At 42.7% G+C, this 19,908-nt stretch carries 24 protein-coding genes; 22 read left to right on the plus strand and 2 right to left on the minus strand.

Annotation, left to right across the window (positions count from 1 at the left end):
• Nucleotides 1-22 precede the first annotated feature (22 nt).
• From AC0YOB_RS35810 to AC0YOB_RS35835, 6 genes are all read left to right on the plus strand, one after another.
• The gene (locus AC0YOB_RS35810; protein WP_475796854.1) at nucleotides 23-988 is read left to right on the plus strand and encodes a hypothetical protein; all 966 of its coding nucleotides are present in this window, start codon (nucleotides 23-25) and stop codon (nucleotides 986-988) included.
• A gap of 192 nt (nucleotides 989-1,180) precedes the next feature.
• Entirely contained in the window at nucleotides 1,181-1,891 is a 711-nt protein-coding gene (locus tag AC0YOB_RS35815; protein ID WP_475796855.1) for a class I SAM-dependent methyltransferase, read from the plus strand.
• Between the two features lie 191 nt (nucleotides 1,892-2,082).
• Entirely contained in the window at nucleotides 2,083-2,406 is a 324-nt protein-coding gene (locus tag AC0YOB_RS35820; protein ID WP_475796856.1) for a DUF2834 domain-containing protein, read from the plus strand.
• 140 nt (nucleotides 2,407-2,546) lie between these two features.
• Complete coding sequence (locus AC0YOB_RS35825) at nucleotides 2,547-2,993, plus strand: DUF6843 domain-containing protein (protein ID WP_475796857.1); 447 nt, start codon at nucleotides 2,547-2,549, stop codon at nucleotides 2,991-2,993.
• Nucleotides 2,994-3,374: 381 nt separating this feature from the next.
• Complete coding sequence (locus AC0YOB_RS35830; protein ID WP_475796858.1) at nucleotides 3,375-3,614, plus strand: DUF7674 family protein; 240 nt, start codon at nucleotides 3,375-3,377, stop codon at nucleotides 3,612-3,614.
• Nucleotides 3,615-3,830: 216 nt separating this feature from the next.
• Entirely contained in the window at nucleotides 3,831-4,925 is a 1,095-nt protein-coding gene (locus AC0YOB_RS35835; protein WP_475796859.1) for an FUSC family protein, read from the plus strand.
• A 289-nt stretch (nucleotides 4,926-5,214) separates the two neighbouring features.
• Here the strand turns inward: AC0YOB_RS35835 and AC0YOB_RS35840 are convergent, their stop codons facing one another.
• Nucleotides 5,215-6,177, minus strand: coding sequence for an NAD(P)-dependent alcohol dehydrogenase (locus AC0YOB_RS35840; protein ID WP_475796860.1), 963 nt, complete (start codon nucleotides 6,175-6,177; stop codon nucleotides 5,215-5,217).
• Between the two features lie 139 nt (nucleotides 6,178-6,316).
• On the opposite strand from AC0YOB_RS35840, the gene AC0YOB_RS35845 reads away from it, so the two are divergent.
• The 4 genes from AC0YOB_RS35845 (at nucleotide 6,317) to AC0YOB_RS35860 (ending at nucleotide 9,498) form a co-directional block, all read left to right on the plus strand.
• Nucleotides 6,317-6,901 (plus strand): Crp/Fnr family transcriptional regulator, encoded by a 585-nt coding sequence (locus AC0YOB_RS35845; RefSeq protein ID WP_475796861.1) that lies wholly within the window; start codon nucleotides 6,317-6,319, stop codon nucleotides 6,899-6,901.
• A gap of 371 nt (nucleotides 6,902-7,272) precedes the next feature.
• Entirely contained in the window at nucleotides 7,273-8,106 is an 834-nt protein-coding gene (locus AC0YOB_RS35850) for an endonuclease/exonuclease/phosphatase family protein (protein ID WP_475796862.1), read from the plus strand.
• Between the two features lie 169 nt (nucleotides 8,107-8,275).
• On the plus strand, nucleotides 8,276-8,782 hold the full coding sequence (locus AC0YOB_RS35855) for a GrpB family protein (protein WP_475796863.1): 507 nt from the start codon (nucleotides 8,276-8,278) through the stop codon (nucleotides 8,780-8,782).
• A 140-nt stretch (nucleotides 8,783-8,922) separates the two neighbouring features.
• Nucleotides 8,923-9,498 (plus strand): GNAT family N-acetyltransferase, encoded by a 576-nt coding sequence (locus tag AC0YOB_RS35860; protein ID WP_475796864.1) that lies wholly within the window; start codon nucleotides 8,923-8,925, stop codon nucleotides 9,496-9,498.
• Between the two features lie 345 nt (nucleotides 9,499-9,843).
• Here AC0YOB_RS35860 and AC0YOB_RS35865 read toward each other — a convergent pair whose 3' ends face one another.
• The gene (locus AC0YOB_RS35865; RefSeq protein ID WP_475796865.1) at nucleotides 9,844-11,109 is read right to left on the minus strand and encodes an FAD-dependent oxidoreductase; all 1,266 of its coding nucleotides are present in this window, start codon (nucleotides 11,107-11,109) and stop codon (nucleotides 9,844-9,846) included.
• A 115-nt stretch (nucleotides 11,110-11,224) separates the two neighbouring features.
• Between AC0YOB_RS35865 and AC0YOB_RS35870 the strand changes: the two genes are divergently transcribed.
• The 12 genes from AC0YOB_RS35870 to AC0YOB_RS35925 all read left to right on the plus strand — a co-directional run bounded on the left by AC0YOB_RS35870 (nucleotide 11,225) and on the right by AC0YOB_RS35925 (nucleotide 19,810).
• Nucleotides 11,225-11,680 (plus strand): MarR family winged helix-turn-helix transcriptional regulator, encoded by a 456-nt coding sequence (locus tag AC0YOB_RS35870; RefSeq protein ID WP_475796866.1) that lies wholly within the window; start codon nucleotides 11,225-11,227, stop codon nucleotides 11,678-11,680.
• A gap of 321 nt (nucleotides 11,681-12,001) precedes the next feature.
• The gene (locus AC0YOB_RS35875; RefSeq protein WP_475796867.1) at nucleotides 12,002-12,391 is read left to right on the plus strand and encodes a hypothetical protein; all 390 of its coding nucleotides are present in this window, start codon (nucleotides 12,002-12,004) and stop codon (nucleotides 12,389-12,391) included.
• A gap of 414 nt (nucleotides 12,392-12,805) precedes the next feature.
• A complete protein-coding gene (locus AC0YOB_RS35880) occupies nucleotides 12,806-13,339 on the plus strand; it encodes an RNA polymerase sigma factor (RefSeq protein ID WP_475796868.1) in 534 nt (177 codons plus the stop codon).
• Nucleotides 13,336-14,133, plus strand: a complete 798-nt coding sequence (locus tag AC0YOB_RS35885) for a hypothetical protein (protein WP_475796869.1) — start codon at nucleotides 13,336-13,338, stop codon at nucleotides 14,131-14,133. The genes AC0YOB_RS35880 and AC0YOB_RS35885 overlap by 4 nt, the downstream gene beginning before the upstream one ends.
• A 98-nt stretch (nucleotides 14,134-14,231) precedes the next feature.
• On the plus strand, nucleotides 14,232-14,492 hold the full coding sequence (locus AC0YOB_RS35890) for a hypothetical protein (protein ID WP_475796870.1): 261 nt from the start codon (nucleotides 14,232-14,234) through the stop codon (nucleotides 14,490-14,492).
• 228 nt (nucleotides 14,493-14,720) lie between these two features.
• Nucleotides 14,721-15,668: a helix-turn-helix transcriptional regulator gene (locus AC0YOB_RS35895; protein ID WP_475796871.1), complete on the plus strand. Its 948-nt coding sequence runs from the start codon at nucleotides 14,721-14,723 to the stop codon at nucleotides 15,666-15,668.
• A 68-nt stretch (nucleotides 15,669-15,736) separates the two neighbouring features.
• Nucleotides 15,737-16,279 (plus strand): DinB family protein, encoded by a 543-nt coding sequence (locus AC0YOB_RS35900; protein WP_475796872.1) that lies wholly within the window; start codon nucleotides 15,737-15,739, stop codon nucleotides 16,277-16,279.
• Nucleotides 16,280-16,777: 498 nt separating this feature from the next.
• Nucleotides 16,778-17,161, plus strand: coding sequence for an ArsR/SmtB family transcription factor (locus tag AC0YOB_RS35905; RefSeq protein WP_475796873.1), 384 nt, complete (start codon nucleotides 16,778-16,780; stop codon nucleotides 17,159-17,161).
• A complete protein-coding gene (locus AC0YOB_RS35910; RefSeq protein WP_475796874.1) occupies nucleotides 17,154-17,603 on the plus strand; it encodes an SRPBCC family protein in 450 nt (149 codons plus the stop codon). Before AC0YOB_RS35905 ends, AC0YOB_RS35910 begins: the two co-directional genes overlap by 8 nt.
• A gap of 159 nt (nucleotides 17,604-17,762) precedes the next feature.
• Nucleotides 17,763-18,215: a cupin domain-containing protein gene (locus AC0YOB_RS35915; protein WP_475796875.1), complete on the plus strand. Its 453-nt coding sequence runs from the start codon at nucleotides 17,763-17,765 to the stop codon at nucleotides 18,213-18,215.
• Between the two features lie 371 nt (nucleotides 18,216-18,586).
• A complete protein-coding gene (locus AC0YOB_RS35920) occupies nucleotides 18,587-19,132 on the plus strand; it encodes a GrpB family protein (RefSeq protein WP_475796876.1) in 546 nt (181 codons plus the stop codon).
• 192 nt (nucleotides 19,133-19,324) lie between these two features.
• Nucleotides 19,325-19,810 (plus strand): DinB family protein, encoded by a 486-nt coding sequence (locus AC0YOB_RS35925; protein ID WP_475796877.1) that lies wholly within the window; start codon nucleotides 19,325-19,327, stop codon nucleotides 19,808-19,810.
• Nucleotides 19,811-19,908 lie beyond the last annotated feature (98 nt).

The raw sequence follows: 19,908 nt of genomic DNA on the forward strand, positions 1-19,908 counted from the left end.
GGAAATTGCATTGGAGGACATTATGTTGAACCAATCCATATTGAGAGACGGATTAACGATCATCGCTTCATGCAAACAAGAAACAGGTGACATTTGGCAAGCTCATTATGGTGCTGCCGCGATCGGCAGTTACTTTTTCGTTTCAACGAATAATATGAGACAAGAAATCACTGAACTCATAGCTTCGCAGGCGGGAGCGATGGTACAAAAGATTCTTGGGGTGAAAAGCACTCAACACCGTTCCGATTGTAACACACATACGGCTGAAGCTGACATACTTGAAGCACTTGATAAAACGATCGACGAGCTGCACTGGGTCGGTCATAATGTAATCTACAGCGCAGCAAGTTTGTTGGCTATTCATGAACTAAAAGGTTGGGGAAGTACTGGGGAAATTGCAGGAATAACCGATCTTATTCTCTCGTTTGAGAGGACGATTCCAGGACGTTCATGGATTGGTTTTTCTGCTTCCGAGGTGAAAAGGATGCAGATTACAGATGAAGACGGCTTTCCGACTATATCGAATCCCAAAGAGCTATCATTGCTTGTGCTGGAACAGCTGACCGAGTTCCCCGTCATTTATCGTGCGGAATCACATCATGATTTAATTGGACACATGCTGACTTTCTCACATGCGTTAAACATCTTGTTTGATCTAGGCCATGTCTCCTTTTTCGAAAGAGGATTACTTCCAATAATGAAGCTGATTAAAGTTCTACGCTATAGTCGTAACGTTAAACCTGGAGATTCAATCAAATTGGTTTCGCCTGTCGATCATTTGCCTCTGCAAGCGGCGGTGCAAGTAAACGCGCTACCGACTGAAATTCAGTTTTGGCAAAAGGACTATAGCGAACAAGATTGGGATTTCGGTCACGTATTTAAATTTTCTCATAGCTTTTATGACCATTTACGACGAGTGGAGCAAAAGAAAAATTCGTACAGTGAAAACTTTCGGTATATCATAACTCAATGGTCACAACTCGAATGACAATCGCGGGATTCCGTGGAGAAATGAATTAAGCTAACGGGTACGATAGTTGAAACGATACAGGGAGCAGATTGCCGTAGCAGCTGCTCCCTGTTTTATTGAGGTAACTGGGAGTAGAGCAGAAATTCGTAAAGGGATTGGAACGATTTCGTCCGAATATATAGACATAGATTTTTTTAAGGAGACGATGCAGTGAATGTATTCAATCGTGCACGAAGTAAAGAAATCAAATATCATGACAAGTTTTATGCTGAGACTAAGTTATTCCAATCTGGCAGCTGGCTTTCTCGCCCAGTGAAGGTTGTACTCGATAATTTAACACATATAGAAAAAAACAAAATTCAAGTCCTTGACCTTGGATGTGGAGTCGGAAGAAATAGCATACCCATTGCTCAACAAATTCAAGCGTATAACGGGAAGGTACATTGCATTGATTTGCTACCTTCAGCTATCAAATTATTAAACCAATATGCGGAGCATTATGGAGTTACCGATACAATCGTTACACAAGCGGCTGATGTGGAAAATTTTCTAATTAATAAAAAAACATTCGACTACATTATCGCTTGTTCTTGTTTAGAGCATGTTAGCTCAGAAGCAGCTTTTCAAACTAAACTTGAAGAAATAAAAGAAGGAACAACAGATAGAGGTATTAATTGTATATTAATGAGCACAGAAGTAAAAGAAATAGACGTACTTACAGGAGAGGAACAGGAAGGTTTGATTGAATTAAACCTTTCAACAGAGAAAGCATTTACTTACCTTAGGGAAGTGTACTCTGGCTGGGATGTATCAATAGAAAAGAGTGTTCAACAGGAAATTCAGGAGAAAAAGGACGGTAGAGCAATTATTTTTAGAAGCAATTGGATTACATTTGTAGCTCAAAGCAAGGGATTGAGCTAACGGGTACGTTAGCTCAATCACGACATGACGGCAGCCGGACACACGACCGGCTGCCGTTGTCTGTTGAAGTAACGTAACGGGGTAGAATAATTTAGTTACAAATAAAGGGAATTAGCTAGAATATAGAGAAGAGTACTAAAGAAGACAATCAGAACATATAAAAATTGAATCGTATTCGTGGAGGGTTTTCATTGAAGTACTTTTATGGAGTAATGGTGGTTTTGGGAGTTGTGTTGCCGTATTCTCAATTTCTCCCTTGGGTTATACAGAATGGTCTTGAATTGTCTCAATTAGTAGAGGAAATAACAAAAACGCGAATCGGATCATTTGCATGGATGGATGTTTTAGTATCAGCAGTTGTGCTTTTCGGGTTCATTTTCTTTGAAGGCAAAAGAAGAGGTATGAGGTTTTTATGGTTGCCGATTGTCGGTACGCTTGTAGTTGGTGTTTCGTTAGGCCTTCCTTTATTTTTATTACTAGGTGAATTACACAAGGAGAGGAAATTACAAGGCTGAACTCATCAAATTTGTTGAACTAACGGGTACGATAGCGCAACAACCAAGTCATTAAAGTAACAGGTATGTTAATGCAACTTTGACAGTTTTAAGGCTTCAAATAAAGGAGGAATTTTAAAGAAGAGGAGGATGCTTAAAGAATGACAAAGAATCGAAAATATGCCTTCCTCAGTATGATCGCTGTAGTTGGAGTCATCGTTGTGTTCGGATTTATTGATATATTTTTCTCTACCAAAACTTCTTCAACGAATGATATTTATTTAATACCTGAAGGATTTGAAGGCGATATTCAGGTAAATTATAATGTTACAGGTGCTCCTGGGCTTAAAAAGGAAGGTAAGTTCGATATAATTCCGATTCAATTCGATGGAACCTACGATACCTCGAAGTATGATATGGAATACGGAATTGTAAACGATCAATATTTTTATGTTAGTCATGATGGGCAGAGAGCACCGATCGATAAAAATTGTGTCTTTGTTGGAGGAAATGGTTCGTCCGAGATTGGTTTAAGCATTACAAAACATAACTATCTGAAAATTACCCGTACAAAATGCGGTGAAGATTTTGGAGTTTGGGGTAAATGACTTATCAAAAAGATCACTTTGGCGGAGTAGCATGCGCGGCAGCTGCTCCCTTCTTGTCTTTCTCTTGACGTTGAGCTTGCCGCGTGGCAGTTCCTTTTTCGTTTGTTGAAGTAACGGGTACGATAGTGGAGGAGCTTGCACCGGCAGCTCCTCTTTGTTTTTATTGAAGTAACGGGCAGGATAGTTGAATCACGTTGCGAATAATTTAAGTCGTGGCGAATTTACGAAGTTTGTAAAAAAAGACGAAGGAATTGGTTGTCATGAGCAAAAAATCGGAGGAATTTTTTAGAATTATGTTAGAGTTCAACAGGTAATGGTTATGAAAAATCAATTGAGCGTCACGGTGAGGTATTAGAAACTGTCATAATTGAGGATATCTTCATGCCTGAGATTATTAAGCTATTAAGCAAGAATAGAAACATCAAGCTCTTAGAAAGTATTTTTGATTACTTTAAAGAAGTATCTGATTGCAAAGATGATTACTTAATTAACATTTTTTCAGTTACAGTATTGGAATCATTGGGTAACGACAAAACAATTCTCGGGGTTGCACAAGAATATATGGGACCTAAAACCATGCAACTTCAATTAGAGGCTGATAGAGGACTAGGTAGAAGTTAATCTGTGTTCAGTTCAACTAACGGGTACGATAGTTGAACGCATTTGGGAGCAGTTTGCCGGTTGAAGCTGTTCTATTTTTCGTTACGCTATTGCGCAGTTTAACGACAGAATTTCGTCACTTTACAATTCGTATAGATTCCTTGCATAATGTGGTGGAGTCAAAGAATGGCAGGTATTATAATTACGTCAAAATTTAGATAAAGTGGAGGATACATATTGAGTAAAAGTGACCAAGGGAACACAGGCTTAGGATTTATATTGAAAGATACACTGCAATGGTCAAATGAAGCGCCAATCAATTACCCGCAAGTTATCGCAGGGTTTATCGGGATGGCAGGCTGCATTTCTTTAGGATTCTATTTGAATAATTTAATGTTCGGATTATTATCTACTTTTGGTGTAATGATTACAAATGATACTTCGTCTGATGGAACAATCAAGAAACATACAACTGAACTGTTTCGTACAATGGCGACAGGGACAGTTGCAATAGTTATAGGCATAATTATAGCAGGGCACGGCTGGTTGACTGGTGGTTTAATTGTAATGATTTCGACATTGGCAGCGCTGCTGGGAGGAATAAGCAGATCTGTTGCAATAGCCAGCGTCCAATTTGTGATACTTTCTATTATTGGTTCTAGCATGGGCGATGGAGGGTTGTATCAGGACATTTTCAAAATACCTGCTTATTTTGCAACAGGTTCTTTATTGGGAATAATCGCATCTGTCATTGTGGGATTCCTAATGCAGAAATCGCGGGACCACAAAATTTCAGTTCAAACCGCTAAGATTTCTTATAAGCAACGATTTACACAGTGGCGGAGTAAATTAACTCATTTTACAGGCTGGAAATACACAGTTCGAGTCGCATTATGTATGATAGCGGCACAATCGATAGGGATTGTTTTCCATCTTGAACGTTCCTACTGGATCGGCTTAACAGTGGCTATTGTCCTCAAACGTGATTTAGCCTATTCACAAAGACGTATTTTTCAAAGAGGCATAGGTACAGCGGTAGGTGTACTACTCGGAAGCTGTTTGTTGCTGTGGTCTCTGCCGCAATGGAATAGTGTAGTCGTTATCGGATTACTTGGTGCGCTTCGCCCCATTTTTAAAAATCGAAGTTATGCGATCTATGCCATGCTTATGACACCGTTAATGTTAATGATGTTCAGCACCGGCAGTCCAGTGACAGCATATTTGTTAGAATATCGATTACTCGATACAATGATTGGCTGCGTACTTGCTTATGTTCTTGGTTTTTATATATGGAAAAACGCCTCTCAAGGAAACGCTGTTGGGAAAACTTAATCATTCATTTCAAAACGATTATCTGGTAGTCACAAATTAGTCTTGTCGAAGAATAACGCTTGCAGAATTTACACTTACACAAGTCGTTCTTCAGCTAACGGGTACGATAGCGCAACAACCAGGTCATTAAAGTAACGGGTACGATAGTTCAACGCATCTTGGAGCAGATTGCCGACGGCAGCTGCTCCATTTTTTCATTACGCTAACGTGCAGAATAGTTTAAGGTCATTCGCGGTGAACCGTACCATAAGTAACGGCAAGTTTTTGAGCGAAAGGGTCACGGCTGACTTTAGAACTTAATAATCACGTTACCTTTTTTACGTTCGGTCTCTACATATTTGTGTGCATCCGGCAGGAGCTCCAGAGGATATCGACGATCGATCACGGCGTTCAGCGTTCCATTTCTTGCGAGTTCCATGAGAAATGCCAAATTCGCTTTGTTCTGCATCAGGCCGGCTGTTGCAAAAACAGCCCGTTTGCCTTTAAAAAGGGAAGTCCACATCATCTGTAAAACGATAGACAGCTTAGGTACGGTAGTCAGATAAATTCCCTTGGTGGTAAGTACACGCTTGCATGCCAAGAAGGAGCGTTTGCCTACAGCATCAAAAACGACATCATAGGCTTTTTCCACCTTCGTGAAATCTTCCTGGGTATAATCAATAAAGAAATCTGCCCCCACTTTTCTTACCAGACCTTCGTTGCCGGCAGAGCAAACACCGGTTACTTCAGCGCCATAGTATTTGGCTAATTGCACAGCGTAGATGCCGACAGCCCCCGAGGCACCATTAATCAGAACTTTCTGTCCCTTCCGCAACTTTGCCATATCTCTTAGAAACGTCAATGCGGTAGCACCCCCGTCACAGACGCCGACGGCTTCTTCAAAGGTGATGTTGTCCGGTATAACCGCAAGGGGGCTCTCTTCGGAAAGACACTTATATTCAGCATAAGCACCGAAGTTTTTGATGCTCATCCCCAAAACACGATCCCCCTTTTTAAAATGCTTTACTTCTTTGCCGACCGCTTCGACCTCTCCGGCTAATTCAGTTCCACCAATTGCAAATTTCGGTCTAGAGAGTCCGTATATCAATTTAATCATTCGCGGATTGCCCTTGCGAAAAGCGCAGTCCGAAGGCCCTACTTTGGCAGCTTGGATACGTATGAGAATTTCCTTTTTTCCAGGCGACGGTTTCGCGATTTCTTGCGGGACAATCACTTGCGGTAGACCATACGAGAATTGGACCATTGCTCTCATGGGTTTCCCCTCCTATTCTTTAGTGCGTTCTTTGTAGAACGTATCATCGCCAATGCAACGGTCCTTTACAAAAGGCTCCTTAATGTTTGAAAATGGATAGGAGGAAGACCGGAAGAGAAGGAGATGAAGGAAAGCGGTAATGAAAAACATTTTATACAAGTATATGTCGAGATGGACTTCCCTTAACGAGGAAGATCAGCAAGCCATTGTGGACCAGATCCGTACGGAAGAATTTAAAAAGGGGACCGTTCTTTTCAAACAAGGAGATGTCACTACAAAATGTTATTTCATCCTGAAAGGTTGCGTAAGGCAGTATTCGATCGATGAAGAGGGAAGAGAGGTCACATCCAATTTCTTCACCGAAGAGCAAGCCATCGCCATTTTCAATCACCACAAACCAGACAAGTCATCCGATTACACCTTCACGTGCGTTGAAGAATCGGTAATGGTCGTTGGCGACCTCGATACGGAAAAGGACATGTACAACAAACACCCTCAATTGGAGTCGATGACCCGTAGGATGATCGAGGAGAACTTTAGTCAGGTCCAAAAGGAATTCGCTGCTTTTATCATTTCTTCGCCGGAAGAACGCTTCAAGACGCTGCTAATGAAACGCCAATCTCTCATCGACCGGGTACCCCAACATCAATTGGCCAGTTATCTCGGCATTACTCCGGAGTCACTAAGCAGAATTAAGAAGAGAATCCACCAAGACCTTCGCTGATCCGATAACTATCCTTGGAATACCATGAAAAACCCCCTAAGTTAAAGTAATGATTACATTGTAACTAGGGGGATGTTTACGTGCATTGACTTAAGTCAAGAGATAAGTTTGGAAATTGGGAACTTGCGTATGCAGGGAGAAAAACGAAACTTGCCGTTATAGATAGCGCGGAGAAGCGTATCACAAGTAACGCCTAGATCATTACGCTAACGGGTACGTTAGCTCAACGACACCAGGCTGCCAGCATTAATGGCAGCCTATTAAGCTAATTGGCAGTTTACACTATAACCATTCAGTCACTTACCCAATTGGATTTCTTTATTTAAGATGAGATTGCCATAATAGAAAAATCTTTGAAGCGAGGTAGCTGCATGATCATCGCGACTTATAACCTTTGGAACAATGATAGAACGTTAGGCGAAAGAATACACGCAATATGTGAGGAAATTCGCTCGGTTAATGCGGATATTATTTCATTACAGGAGGTTTCTACATCGACTCCCGGCTATCCCTCAAAGGCATTTTCAACCTATATAGCTGAACAAACCGGATACCCATATATCATTTTTCGTAAATATCCTGATCTAGAAGATGCCGATGAAGGATTGGCCTTCTTAAGCAAGCACAAATTTGAATTGGAGACAGCGATCTGGGACAATAATTCCAATGTATCGATTTTTTGCGCAATTCGTTCCGTTATACAGGTAGAATCGGTTCGCGTTGCCATTACAAATGTTCATCTGGACTGGAGAAGCGTGATAAACAGGGAAGTTCAAATTTGCGCAATACTCGATTGGATTAATGAACAAACTGAAACAAATACAGTTGAGTTATTATGTGGGGATTTTAACGATGTACCAGATTCGAGCATTCATCGGTTGCTACAGGGACGGCAATCGCTGAATAGCCGAGCAGCCAAATGGTTAGATCTCGCCGAATATGAGCAATGGCGAAGTGGATTGAAAGCCGAGGCAACTCTTGATTTTGTACGAAATCCTCGGTGGGAAGGGGTCCATACACTGCAGATTCCTGCCCGCTTTGATTGGATTATGCTAAGACAAGAGCACCAGCTTCAAGATTTAGAACCTGTAGTGAGCAATGTGCGACTATTCGGAACAACTAAAACGCCGATGGCTCAAAAAGTTCCAAGTGACCACTATGGAGTTGCAGCTGAGTTAAATTTCCTGGCAGCCCCATTGCGCTAACTGGGTACGTTAGTGAGGAGCTTGCCGCGCGGCAGCTCCTTTTTCGTTTGTTGAAGTAACGTGCAGGATTGCGTGGCAGTCGGTTGTTTTTGTCGATCTATTGAGCAGGAATACGTAAAAAGCCTACGAATAGATATATATCCATGTTTTTACAGTAAGGAGGCGTTAAATGGGTTCCAGCATAATAGTAGTTGAATACGATCCCAGTTGGGTTTTGTTGTTTGATAAGTTGCGAGGTATCGTACTTCCTGTTTTAAGCGACCTCGTAGTCACAATAGAACACGTTGGAAGTACATCTGTTCCAGGGTTAGCAGCTAAACCGATTGTTGATATGGACGTGGTGGTGTCTACGCAGGCAGATGTCCTTACAGCTATCCAAAGGCTCGCCACCCTTGGTTATGTTCATGAAGGCGATTTAGGAGCTACAGGGCGGGAGGCTTTTATTCCTCCTAATAGTGTAACTTGGCATCACCTCTACGTGTGCACAATGGAAAACGCCGAATATAAACGTCATATCCTTTTTCGAGATTATTTGAGAAGTCATCCAGAGGACGCCAAAATGTATGGTGAATTGAAGTTGGAATTCGCACAACGATTCCACAAAAACCGTTTGGCATACACAAATGCTAAGAGCGATTTTGTGAATGAGATACTACAACGGGCTGGTTGGAAATGATGTGTATCTCAGTCAGGTGTGGTTAACGGGTACGATAGTGCAATACAGAGAGATTATTTTGGAAGGTGGAATTGGGTATGCCAGATTTCGAAAGCTAGTCTGAAACATTTAGCAAATACAGACTAGGAGGATTAACAAAGATGGAAACAGCCTTATCCACGATGCGCATCGAGACAGAGCGCCTTATCATTCGTCCTTACATTAAAAGTGACATGATGGAATCATTTGAACTTATGCAAAATCCGGAGCTGTTCACTTACATGCATTTAGACGTGTTACCGCTTGAGGATTATCAAGGGGTGTTCGAGTGGTTAATGAACAGCTATGATACACCCTTCGATATGCCGTTTAAATATTCGTTCCCGATTAGAAGCAAATTTACTGGAGCCTTAGTAGGATGGTGCGGTGTAGGGGTACTTGACTTTAGTGCACCTGACAAGGAGTTGTACTATTTGATTGGTCGTGAATATTGGGGCAAAGGCTACGCGACTGAAGCTGCTGTTGCGTTGGCTGCCTACGCGTTTGATGTTATCGGACTCGACCGACTGTACGCTAAAGCAGATCCAAGGAACAAAGCATCGTTGAAAATTTTCGAGAAACTGGCTTTTGTGTTTGACCGCGAGCTTGCGGGACTGACAGACGATTACGAGGATTGTAACGGTGAACTGATGCATGTGCTCACAAAGGAACGGTTTAAAGAGCGAAAAATTAATTGAATTGAGGTGGAGTCCATCCCTGTATGGGATGGACTCCATTACAATTTTTCATCACTGATTTACCGGGAACCTTCTAAAGCACAGAATTGGCCATTCCACTAACGGGTACAATAGCATAATACCGAAAGTACTGTCGCGTGGCAGCTGTACGAAGAAAATAAAGGTTTAGACTGGAAGTGCTGATTCTACGCGGGTTATTGAGTCGAGAAATCGCCTGAATTTGAAAAATAAGTATTAGACTGACCCCATGATTAAGATAAAACGAGATAATAGAGTATTAGACTTGGAAAATAAAGTTGTGGACTGGCGCGGCGATGGAGACCGACTTTGCGCATCTAGTATAAGTCATTCAATTGTTAGCGATTTATTTGTAATTGAAAGCATCCATGGTACCGCGCATAACATGAGCCAACTCATGAGCGGATTCTTGATTGAGAATCGTTTCATCATCGTTTTTGATGCTTCAACCTCACGAAAGGCATACTTGCTCATACCCTCTTGATAGGAAAGGATTGCCCTCTCAAGCGTTTCGCCTTGTATCGCCATAGCTTCCAACTTATCCGCGAGAAGTGCCGCATCACGCAACGCTGTGTTACCTCCATGCGCTCCGGTAGGGGGCATGACGTGGATCGCATCTCCCATAAATACAACTCGGGAGACTGGCCACATATCCGGTTTTTTGGCTACTCTGAATCTTACCGGCATGGTATAGTCGACATCAGCCCGCTCTACAAAACGTTGGACAACCGGATGAAAGTCGCGTACGGCCTCTTGTGCAAGGCGTTGCAGCCCCTTGGCGTCAAGTTTCTCTTGATATTCCGGAAACTGCTCTTTCGGCAGCAGAATTCCCCACATCACGTAATCATCATTTATTGGCGGTGCTTGGTTCACGCCAAGACGTGCAAAAGCCGTTTGCGGTGCCTCAGTGAAGCGCATTGCGGTAAAGAAGAATCCGCGGCCGGCTGGACCCATCGCGAATACTCCGCTGGTTTCCAGAGGACGAGGAACGAGCGATCGTCCTTTATGAACGAGGAGCGAGCGGCCATAAATCCCCCAGCTGCTAGTATGTTCTGGTTCACAGTCGGGCAAAAGCTGCTTGCGAAGGGCCGAGTTAACACCATCTGCACCAACTACGAGTGAAGCACGGATACAACTTCCATCCGGGAAGTAAAGTGTTGCTCCATCCGATGTTGTCTCAGCACGCAGCGCTTCCTTGCCGTAATGCACCCTATCCTGAAGCCCCTCGAGCATAATGGCGCGGAGTGTTTGGCGATCCACCTGCCGTGGAGTTCGCAAGTCAGCACCGCTCGGATCGCCTTTAAAAGTGAGTCTGAATACCTCGCCAAGCTCTTGGTTAGTTACGCGAAAGTAGCTCGCTTTGTCCGTAGGGGAAGCAGTAGCAAGAAACAACTCAAATAAATGAGGCGGCAGGCATCTCTGAAGAGCTGCGATACCGTGCTCGTCAACACTGATTCGATAACCTTGGCGACGGATATACGGCGCAGGATCGCGTTCATAAATTTGCACATCGAACCCGTCGCGAAGCAACGAATGTGCTAGGCACAAGCCACTTAACCCGGCACCGGCTATAGCCACTGAAATTTCGGACATATTACAGCCATCCCCTTTTAAGTTTGATTGACAATCGATTAATTGGTAAAATGAGAGTTGACCTTAATTAATTTATCTCACGAGATAAGATAATATTAAACGGAGGATGACCTAAATGTCAAGAAATCAAATCATAGACACCCTTGCGGAAGAACTACGAATTAACAGTACGGTGACGATCATGTTTCACCAAGCAATCGGTACAAAACTGGGATTAAATGCGACGGATCACAAATGTTTAGATGTCATATTGAACAATCAACCCATTACTGCCGGTCGTCTTTCCGATTTAACCGGGTTAACAACGGGTGCGATCACGGGTGTATTAGACAGGCTGGAGAAAGTGGGATATGTTTTCCGAGTCAAAGATCCGAAAGACAAAAGGTCGGTATTGATTTCCGTCGATCGGGAAAAGGCGGAAAAGGATATTTTGCCTCTCTTCCATTCATTCGGTCAACAACTGAATCAAATGTTATCGAGCTATAATGATAAGGAACTTGAAAAGGTACTCGATTTTATAAGACAATGTAATTGCTTGTTAAAGAATTTTACAGAAAAAATTATTAAATGATCAATGATCTCCAGAAAAAAGACACTCCGCCTTTTTGGTCTCAGATTCGGCCCGACCGCACTACCAGTTTTCGCAGGTGCTGACTCAAGTAGCCCGGGTATGAAGTCCGAGCTTCAGCAGTCTAAAACTTTATTTTTCAGTCTAATACTTTGTTTTCACTGAACAGCAGCCCTTAGTACGCTAACAGACTGCAGAATATATCTATATAAGCTCATTAATCTTAAAATGGTTGGAGTCAATATTGACTTCAACCATTTCCTTCTAAAATCATCTTAAGAGGTGACCTAAATTAAAATTTTTAAAATTGGTCTTTTCTGTCTAGTGTTGTTTTTATTGGCTGGTTGTTTTAACATTGTTGGGGATTTTAAAGACTCAACTGATGCTGTTATTGTAATACCGAAGGATTATCGTTTGTTTAATGGTAATTCGAACGTGCATTATATTGCAAAGAAGCAAGATCGTTCACCTGTTATTATCGGATCAGATGTTTATATGATTGGATGGAATGCCCGGTATGTATTATATAAAAGAAAGAACATAAATAATTCACTTGAATTAGGTATACTTGATACAAAAGACGGAAAGGTAACGAAACTTTATCTTGAAAAAGATATTTCCAACCAATTGAATGAACTTGGTATTGGGAATATTGAGTTAGAAAATGTAAACAGTCTCTTTATTGAAAAAGCTAAGAAACATGACAATTCTTGATTGCAGTGAAGAGTATACCGGAGAAATGGCTGCGAATGGTCCCCGGCAGGCAGCATGATACTTTTTGATATGTCTCTGAGAATTATTGATGCAAATCAATGGATTTATAATCCATTCCAAATATGGAATGACGGCGGGTGACCATAAGAACAAGCTCGATTTTGCCAATAAGCAGTTTAAAGCCAGCTATATTTAAGGAAATATCTGAATACACGCAGGCATCATCAATGTTATATTGCAGCCTACTGAGCGATCGGTAGGCTTTTTCTGCTGTGCCCTGCCTGTGCTAAGAGCCTCGCGAATATCTGAAGATATTTTCGCATGCACTGCAGGTTTACTAGAGAAGACTTTTGAAATTATTATGGGAACTTTTTGATTATTGCCTTGTCTACTTATTTGGAGGTGTTGCAAAGAGTGGAAGACGATTATCTCAAAAATATGAACCGCATCGATCCGCCTTTAATCGAATCACTTGTTGTTAGATACTGGAAGGATGTTTGGAATTTTGCGTATATTCTAACCAAAAAGCATGATGCAGCTGACGATATAGCTCAGGACACATTCGTTAGCGCCTTTCTTTCCCTGGATGGCTTCCGTGGCGAGTCAACAGTAAAAACCTGGTTGCTCCAGATTTGCCGAAACCAAGCCATTAACTATAAAAGATCCGCATTCTTCCGTAAAATGATACCAGTTCCAGTTGTTAAATTCTCTGCTATGTCAGCCTCCGCCGAAACCATTTTTTTCGCAAATGCCTGGATGGATGATACTTGGCGATACTTATTGTCCCTTCCAAACAAATATCGGGAAGTGTTGGTATTGGAAATACGCTATGGACTTTCAATTAGAGAGGTATCGGATTTGCTGCATATTCCGGAGGGAACCGTGAAATCAAGAATTCATCGGGCAAGAGCCAAGATGAGAAAAAAGATGCAGGAGGGACGGCCATGAAGAACAGAGACTGGGAAGAACAGCTTCAAGAAGGACCTTACCATGTCAAAGCTAAGCAAATTCAAATCAGAAGCATTCAAGAAAGGGTACTGGGCGCTCAAAAGAAAGGAACACATTCAGGCTTGAAGTGGATGGCCTCTATCGCTTTAATCCTTGCGGCAGCAGCCTGTCTATGGATCGTAGAAATCCCTGTTTCCGTCCATCCAGAGATCCCTGCTCCCATCCATTCGGATATCTCGGTACGCTCCCTATCGGACCAGGATATTTTGCAAATAATAGAAAAAAGCAGCCCTGATCCCGATCGAACATTGCTGTATAAAGAAAACGCAGGAAACAGCGGATTATTGATTTTTACAGCAAAACAGGATTCGCAGCGGCACGGAATGACATGGGAGGTTGGGTATATCAACGGAGGATCGCAGAGCTGGACTAAAGGCGGCGAAGCCTGGGTTGACTACGTGTCAAAAACTCAGGGTGAAAATTGGGTGAAAGGGGAGGTTAAAAATCCATCCCCAGTGTACATTAAAGCTCAGCCGGGCACACCATTCCCAATTCTTTATGGCGATCTCATAGATCCTTGGGTCTCTCAAATCCGTATTTCAGACAAACAAGAATTGCAGCAAAATGCAAAAGTCATCAAACATGCTCTTGGAATCCATTCTTTATGGTTTGCTTCCCTGCCCATTCAAACAAATGGAGCTCTCATGATAGAGTATTTGGATATCAAGGGAAATGTAATAGGTACAAATAATTTAAATGTGGAATCTTCTGGAACGACTGAAAAGGGGCGATGAATTGGTTTGTTTGGCAACTTATTACGCTAACTGGGTACGATAGTACAAAACGAAGTCGGCTAACTAACGGTCATGTCTGAGTAAAGGGACGAGCGTAAATGGATGATGTAATAAAGGAAATCTTCTCTCCAAATGGATTCTATAAAGCGCAAATTATTAAACATTCAAAAGATAGTTTATTTACATCACAGGTCTTCAAATGGATTGAGCATGACGATGAAATAAGCGAGATAATGGGGGAGAAGGGCTTCTGGGGAGTTCTGTACGCAACAACTTCATTAACAGATACAGTAGAAAGCTGTATGAATGTCACTGTCGAAAATCTAACTGTTGCTTCAGGTGAAAAAATCAGCACTTGATATTAAACTAACGGGTACGATAGCTTAATACAGAACACAATGAGGCAGCTGACCAGAACGATCGGCTGCCTTTACTCAACTAACGGGGCAGTATAGTTCCAATATAGGATATTGATATTAGGTAGGTTTGAATGGGATTTGAAGTCTGATATCATCGGTAATCGAGGTAGCTTGCTGTGTTAGAATAAATTAAATGTACCTGGATGATGGATCAGTGGGGGGAAAAAAATGAATAAAACCGACCGACAGCTTGCCATAACGCTTGAACTACAACGGAGCAAAGTATTGAGAGCGGAAGATATGGCTTCTTTATTTGAGACGAGCGTACGGACGATATATCGAGACATTCAAGCCCTGAGCGAAATGGGGGTCCCAATATTGGGAGCCCCCGGTCAGGGTTATTCCCTGATCGATGGATATTTCCTGCCGCCGGTCAGTTTTTCGGCGGAAGAGACCGTGGCCTTACTTATGGGAACAGATTTTATCGAACAGAGGTTGGATGGTAATTACGGAACTGTGGCTCAGGCCGCCAGACGCAAGATTGAAGCTATTCTGCCGGAGCCAGTGCGAGATGAGTCGGCACGCGTTCGGGAAACCATGCGGCTTCTTCACGCTAGTGAACCGTTAACTGGATTGAGGGAAAAAGACTATCTCGGACAAGTGCGGCGGGCGATTTTGGAGCGGCGAAAAATAAAGATTTCGTACCAGAAAAAAATGCCGGAATTGGACGGCAATAGGAAGAGTATGCGTGAGGTCGATCCGTACGGACTGGCGCTCGTTCAGGGCAATTGGATTTTGATCGGACGCTGCGACCTGCGGCAGGATATCCGCCATTTCCGCTTGTCGCGAATGACTGAGCTAGTCGTGTTGGATAAGTATTTTGTTATGCCGTATGGCTTTAACTTGAGCCATTACCGTCCGCCAGATGACCGCAACGAACGCGTGCTGATTCGGGCCAATCCAGAAATAGCCGATAAAATCGTCGAGACCGGTAATTTTTATATGGAAGCGGTCGAGGAGCGGATAGACGGTGTTTGGATCCACTTTCGCGTTCGAACGCCGGAGGAATTGCTGCATCTTATCCTTAGTTGGGGAGGAGACGTCGAGGTTGTGGAACCCGAGTCTTTACGCTGCCGGATTCGGGAAGAGGCCGAAAAAATTTTAAAACGCTACTGACATGCTGTTGTCAGTAGCGTTTATTTATACTGGGATTATACCCAGGATGAATGAGGAGTGTTGTTTATATGAGAAGTACAGCAGAAGTATTGCAGGCGTTTGAAGCGACAGTTGGACGGTATTTAGTTGAACTGGAAAACCTCGATATGGAGCAGCTACATGCAAAGCCTAACGAGGAGGAATGGTCGATTGGGCAAATGTATATGCATTTGATTCAGTCGGCTCAATTCATGCATCTGCGTAATGTTGACCAATGTTTGGCGGGAAGCGAAGCAGTGTTGGGGAGCACGGGGGAAAAAACGGAGAATGGCAGGGCCGCGTTTGAGCTTGGAAGTTTTCCGCCCATTCGGATACGGGTCCCGGCTTCACCACAGTACACACCGCAGCAGCCGGAGAGTAAGGAGCAGCTGATAGAAGGACTTCGTGGCGTAGTTGAACGGATGAAACGTACTGAAATCGCTTTGAGTCAGGCGGTGGAAGGGAATAAAATCCTTCATCCAGGTTTCGGCGCGTTAAACGCTACAGAGTGGTTTTTGCTGGTAGAAATGCATTATAGGCATCATCTATTGCAACTGGAACGTTTACAAAATTTCTTAGAAAATTGCCAATAAGAAAGGGACGGAAGAAGCCGAATGAAATAAGCTAGCAAAGCCGTTACTGGATTGGCGTTGTATCTACTTCACATGTACAACGAGCTGGATGTGTCCTGGTAATTGGCTAATATACTACTCTCCACGGACGGACATCTCGAAAGGGGAAGTCGCTCCAATCCTTTACCGCCATTGGAAGCTGGTTCAATGCTTGGCGATACGGAACATAATTTCCAGTTCCTTAAGGATGGACCAACCGGCGGGTTCTTCGATGAGAACGGCGCCCTCCAATGGTAGCGTGGGTGTTAATATATATTTAAGCTAATGGATTACGTTAGCATAATGCCGAAGGGCTGCCGCGCGGCAGCCCTTAGTTGCGCTAACGGGCAGCTCCATATATTTCTTTATCTTCAATTTAGTACCACTAGAATTTTATCTGGTAGACTCGTATTACGGTCAAATTCTAAGAATAAGTGAGCATTTAGGAGTAAAACGTTTCTCCATAGAGGGAGTAAGAATATGCTACAGGCGTTTTTACAATGGAACTTGACATGCAAACAAATGGTTGCATATAATAAGGGCATGGACAAAGTATTTAAAGCACTTGCCGATGGAACCCGCAGAGATTTACTCGACCTCTTGTTCGCGAATAACGGTCAATCCTTAGGAGAACTTTGTAAACAAATGATTATGACTCGTCAAGCTGTTACGAAGCACCTTCAGCTGCTGGAAAAGGCAAACCTTGTTACTGTCGTTTGGCAAGGCCGTGAAAAGCTGCATTATCTTAATCCGATACCTATCGGGGAAATTTATCAACGCTGGATCGGCAAGTTTGAGCGTCACCGGATCGAGGCATTAAGCACACTAAAACAAGCCTTAGAGGAGGATTCTAAACATGAATAACGTTTCATTTGTTTACACGACTTACATCGCAACTACACCAGAGAAGCTTTGGCAAGCCCTAACTAACGGTGAATTCACCAAGCAGTATTTTTTCGGTAGTGAGATTGTTTCAGATGCAGATTGGCAAGTTGGCTCCGGCTTTAAATTGATGAATAAAGAGAAGGTTGATCATCATGGTGAAGTTCTTGTATGTGAGCCATATCGTTTACTCACAGTTACCTGGAGTGTTAAAGACGGTGAAGGAGAGCGGTTCTCCAAAGTTACTTACGAATTAACTCCTATGAACTCTACTGTAAAACTGACTCTCAGGCACGAGGATTTATTAGAGAAGGATATTCGCAAAGATGTAGGTAAGATTGATGGATTTAATAATGGCTGGCCTGTCATTCTCAGCAATTTAAAGAGCTTGCTCGAAACAGGCAAGACCCTGCCAGCCTTTTAGTTTAACATTGATCTTAGCTAAACCTCTGGAAGTCCCCAGATGGAGTCTAATCGTAGTAATAACCATGGTTGACAACGTATGCAATGACAAGGACGTCTTTGGGGTCGCTCTTCGAAGGATAGTTATCATTCTGTTACTGATACATAAAACTAAGGTGAGGTGAATGAATTGGGGCTGAATCAATTGAATTACTCCGTTAACCATGCAGGCGCATTTTCGAATTTTGGAAACGTCACGGAAGAAATGCTAAAAGGAAAAATTTTTCTAAAAGATTCCTTAAAACTTACGAGCATGGAAGTTTCACTCAATAATCTGCCCCCAAAGGCGGAAGTCCCCTTCTATCACAAACACCAAGAAAATGAGGAACTCTTCATCTTTCTTAAAGGACAAGGTCACTTACAAGTAGACGGAAACGAATTTGATGTGTTCGAAGGAACTTCAGTTCGAATTGCTCCTGACGGAGTGAGAGCGTTGCGGAATACGTCCGCTTCGGAAGACCTGTATTTTATCGTTATTCAAGCCAAAGAGAACAGCCTTACCCAATGGGTGGAGACAGACGGGGTAATCCTGGAGCAACCTGTCGAATGGGGGAAGAGCGTTGAATTCAACTAACGCAGAACGATAGCATAATTCAGACCAGAATGAGGCAGCCGGCCAGAACGATCGGCTGCCTTTGCTCAACTAACGGGTACGTTAGTGGAGGATCCAGCTGGTGGAGACTCATCACATAAAAAGAGCCTTCGTGGTTATTGATCCACCAGATAAATGATCAGTTCATGAAACTCTTCTGAACTAACGGGGAACGATAGCGCAATAACCAAATGGGATGCCGCGCGGCAGTACTTCGCTAAGAGGAGCATGCTTTGTGGGCAGCTCTTCTTTGGTTTATTGAAGCAACGGGGCATTATGCGTAATACGATTGACCGGATAATGGTAAAATTGAGTTAAGCTTTCTTTAACGACAATAATCAAAGGAGATTACAATGGATGAGCAATGGAGGATAGCTAAACATGATCCAGAATGGAAAAAGCTGTTCAATGATATCGCTGCAAAATTAAGAGCTTCATTGAGAAATTTGGCAATTCGTATTGATCATGTCGGCTCCACTTCGGTTACGGGTTTGGATGCAAAGCCAATCATTGATATCCAAATATCTGTTTTAAACTGCGATGACGTCTTAAACTATAAGACCAGGATTGAAAAAGTAGGTTTCGTATTAAGAGGAGAAAATCCAGACAAAACGAAGAGGTATTTTCGGGAACTGCCAGGCTCTCGAAGAACTCATATTCATGTAAGGCAAGCGGGCAGTTTTTCAGAACAAATTACTTTACTCTTTAGAGATTATTTACGCGTACACCCTGCAGATTGTTTAAGGTACGCTCAGGAAAAGCATCGATTAATGGAGCTTTTTAAGAATGAACGCCCAAAATATGTTGAAGGAAAAGGACAGATCGTTTGGAATATTATACAGAAAGCTCATATTTGGTCGCAAGAAGTGGGCTGGAAACCAGGTATATCAGATATGTAAGGTTACCTTATTTTATATCCTGAGCTCTCATGAAAGATCGGAATTACTTCCATAATCTGTGCTGTATTGCTTTTCCAGTGGACCGGTTTATTTGCATAAACGATCTGGGCACGTTAGTGAGAAGCAGGAATATTACAATTATTTTGCGAAAATGGTAGGAGTAACAAAATTTATGATTACAGGAGGCTGCTTATGTTGAAATTATTCGAGTATAACTGGCAAGTTCGCAAAGATTGGTTTGACTGGTGCGATACGGTGAGCGAGGAAGAGTTGATGAAAAAACGGACCGGCGGCATAGGATACATCCTTCCCACGCTGTATCACATTGTGGCAGTCGAGTATGGCTGGATATGTGGTGGAATACAAGAAAAAGCGGTTGAAATCCCTCCGTTCGAGGAAGTGGCCAGCTTGCAGCATATAAAAGATTTTTCCGCCCGTTGCCACGTGGAACTCGCTCCATTTGTCTATGGTTGGAATGATAGCCTGGAAGACCGCATTATGATTGATATCACGGATGAAGGGGAACGGGAAGCCCATAAATACGGGGAAGTGATGCGGCACGTGATCGCCCACGAGATCCACCACATCGGTCAATTGTCTGTATGGTCGCGAGAAATCGGAAAGAAGCCGGTTACTGCAAACTTGATTGGCAGAAGGTTATTCGATATTGAACGTTGATATATTCTATTGAACTATCGGGCAGGATAGTTCCAATCGGGTATTGTGATATGGCAGCTGGTCAACATGTTCGGCTGTGTTTTGATTCTAAAATAATC

The organism is Paenibacillus sp. JT31N17 (assembly GCF_056269255.1).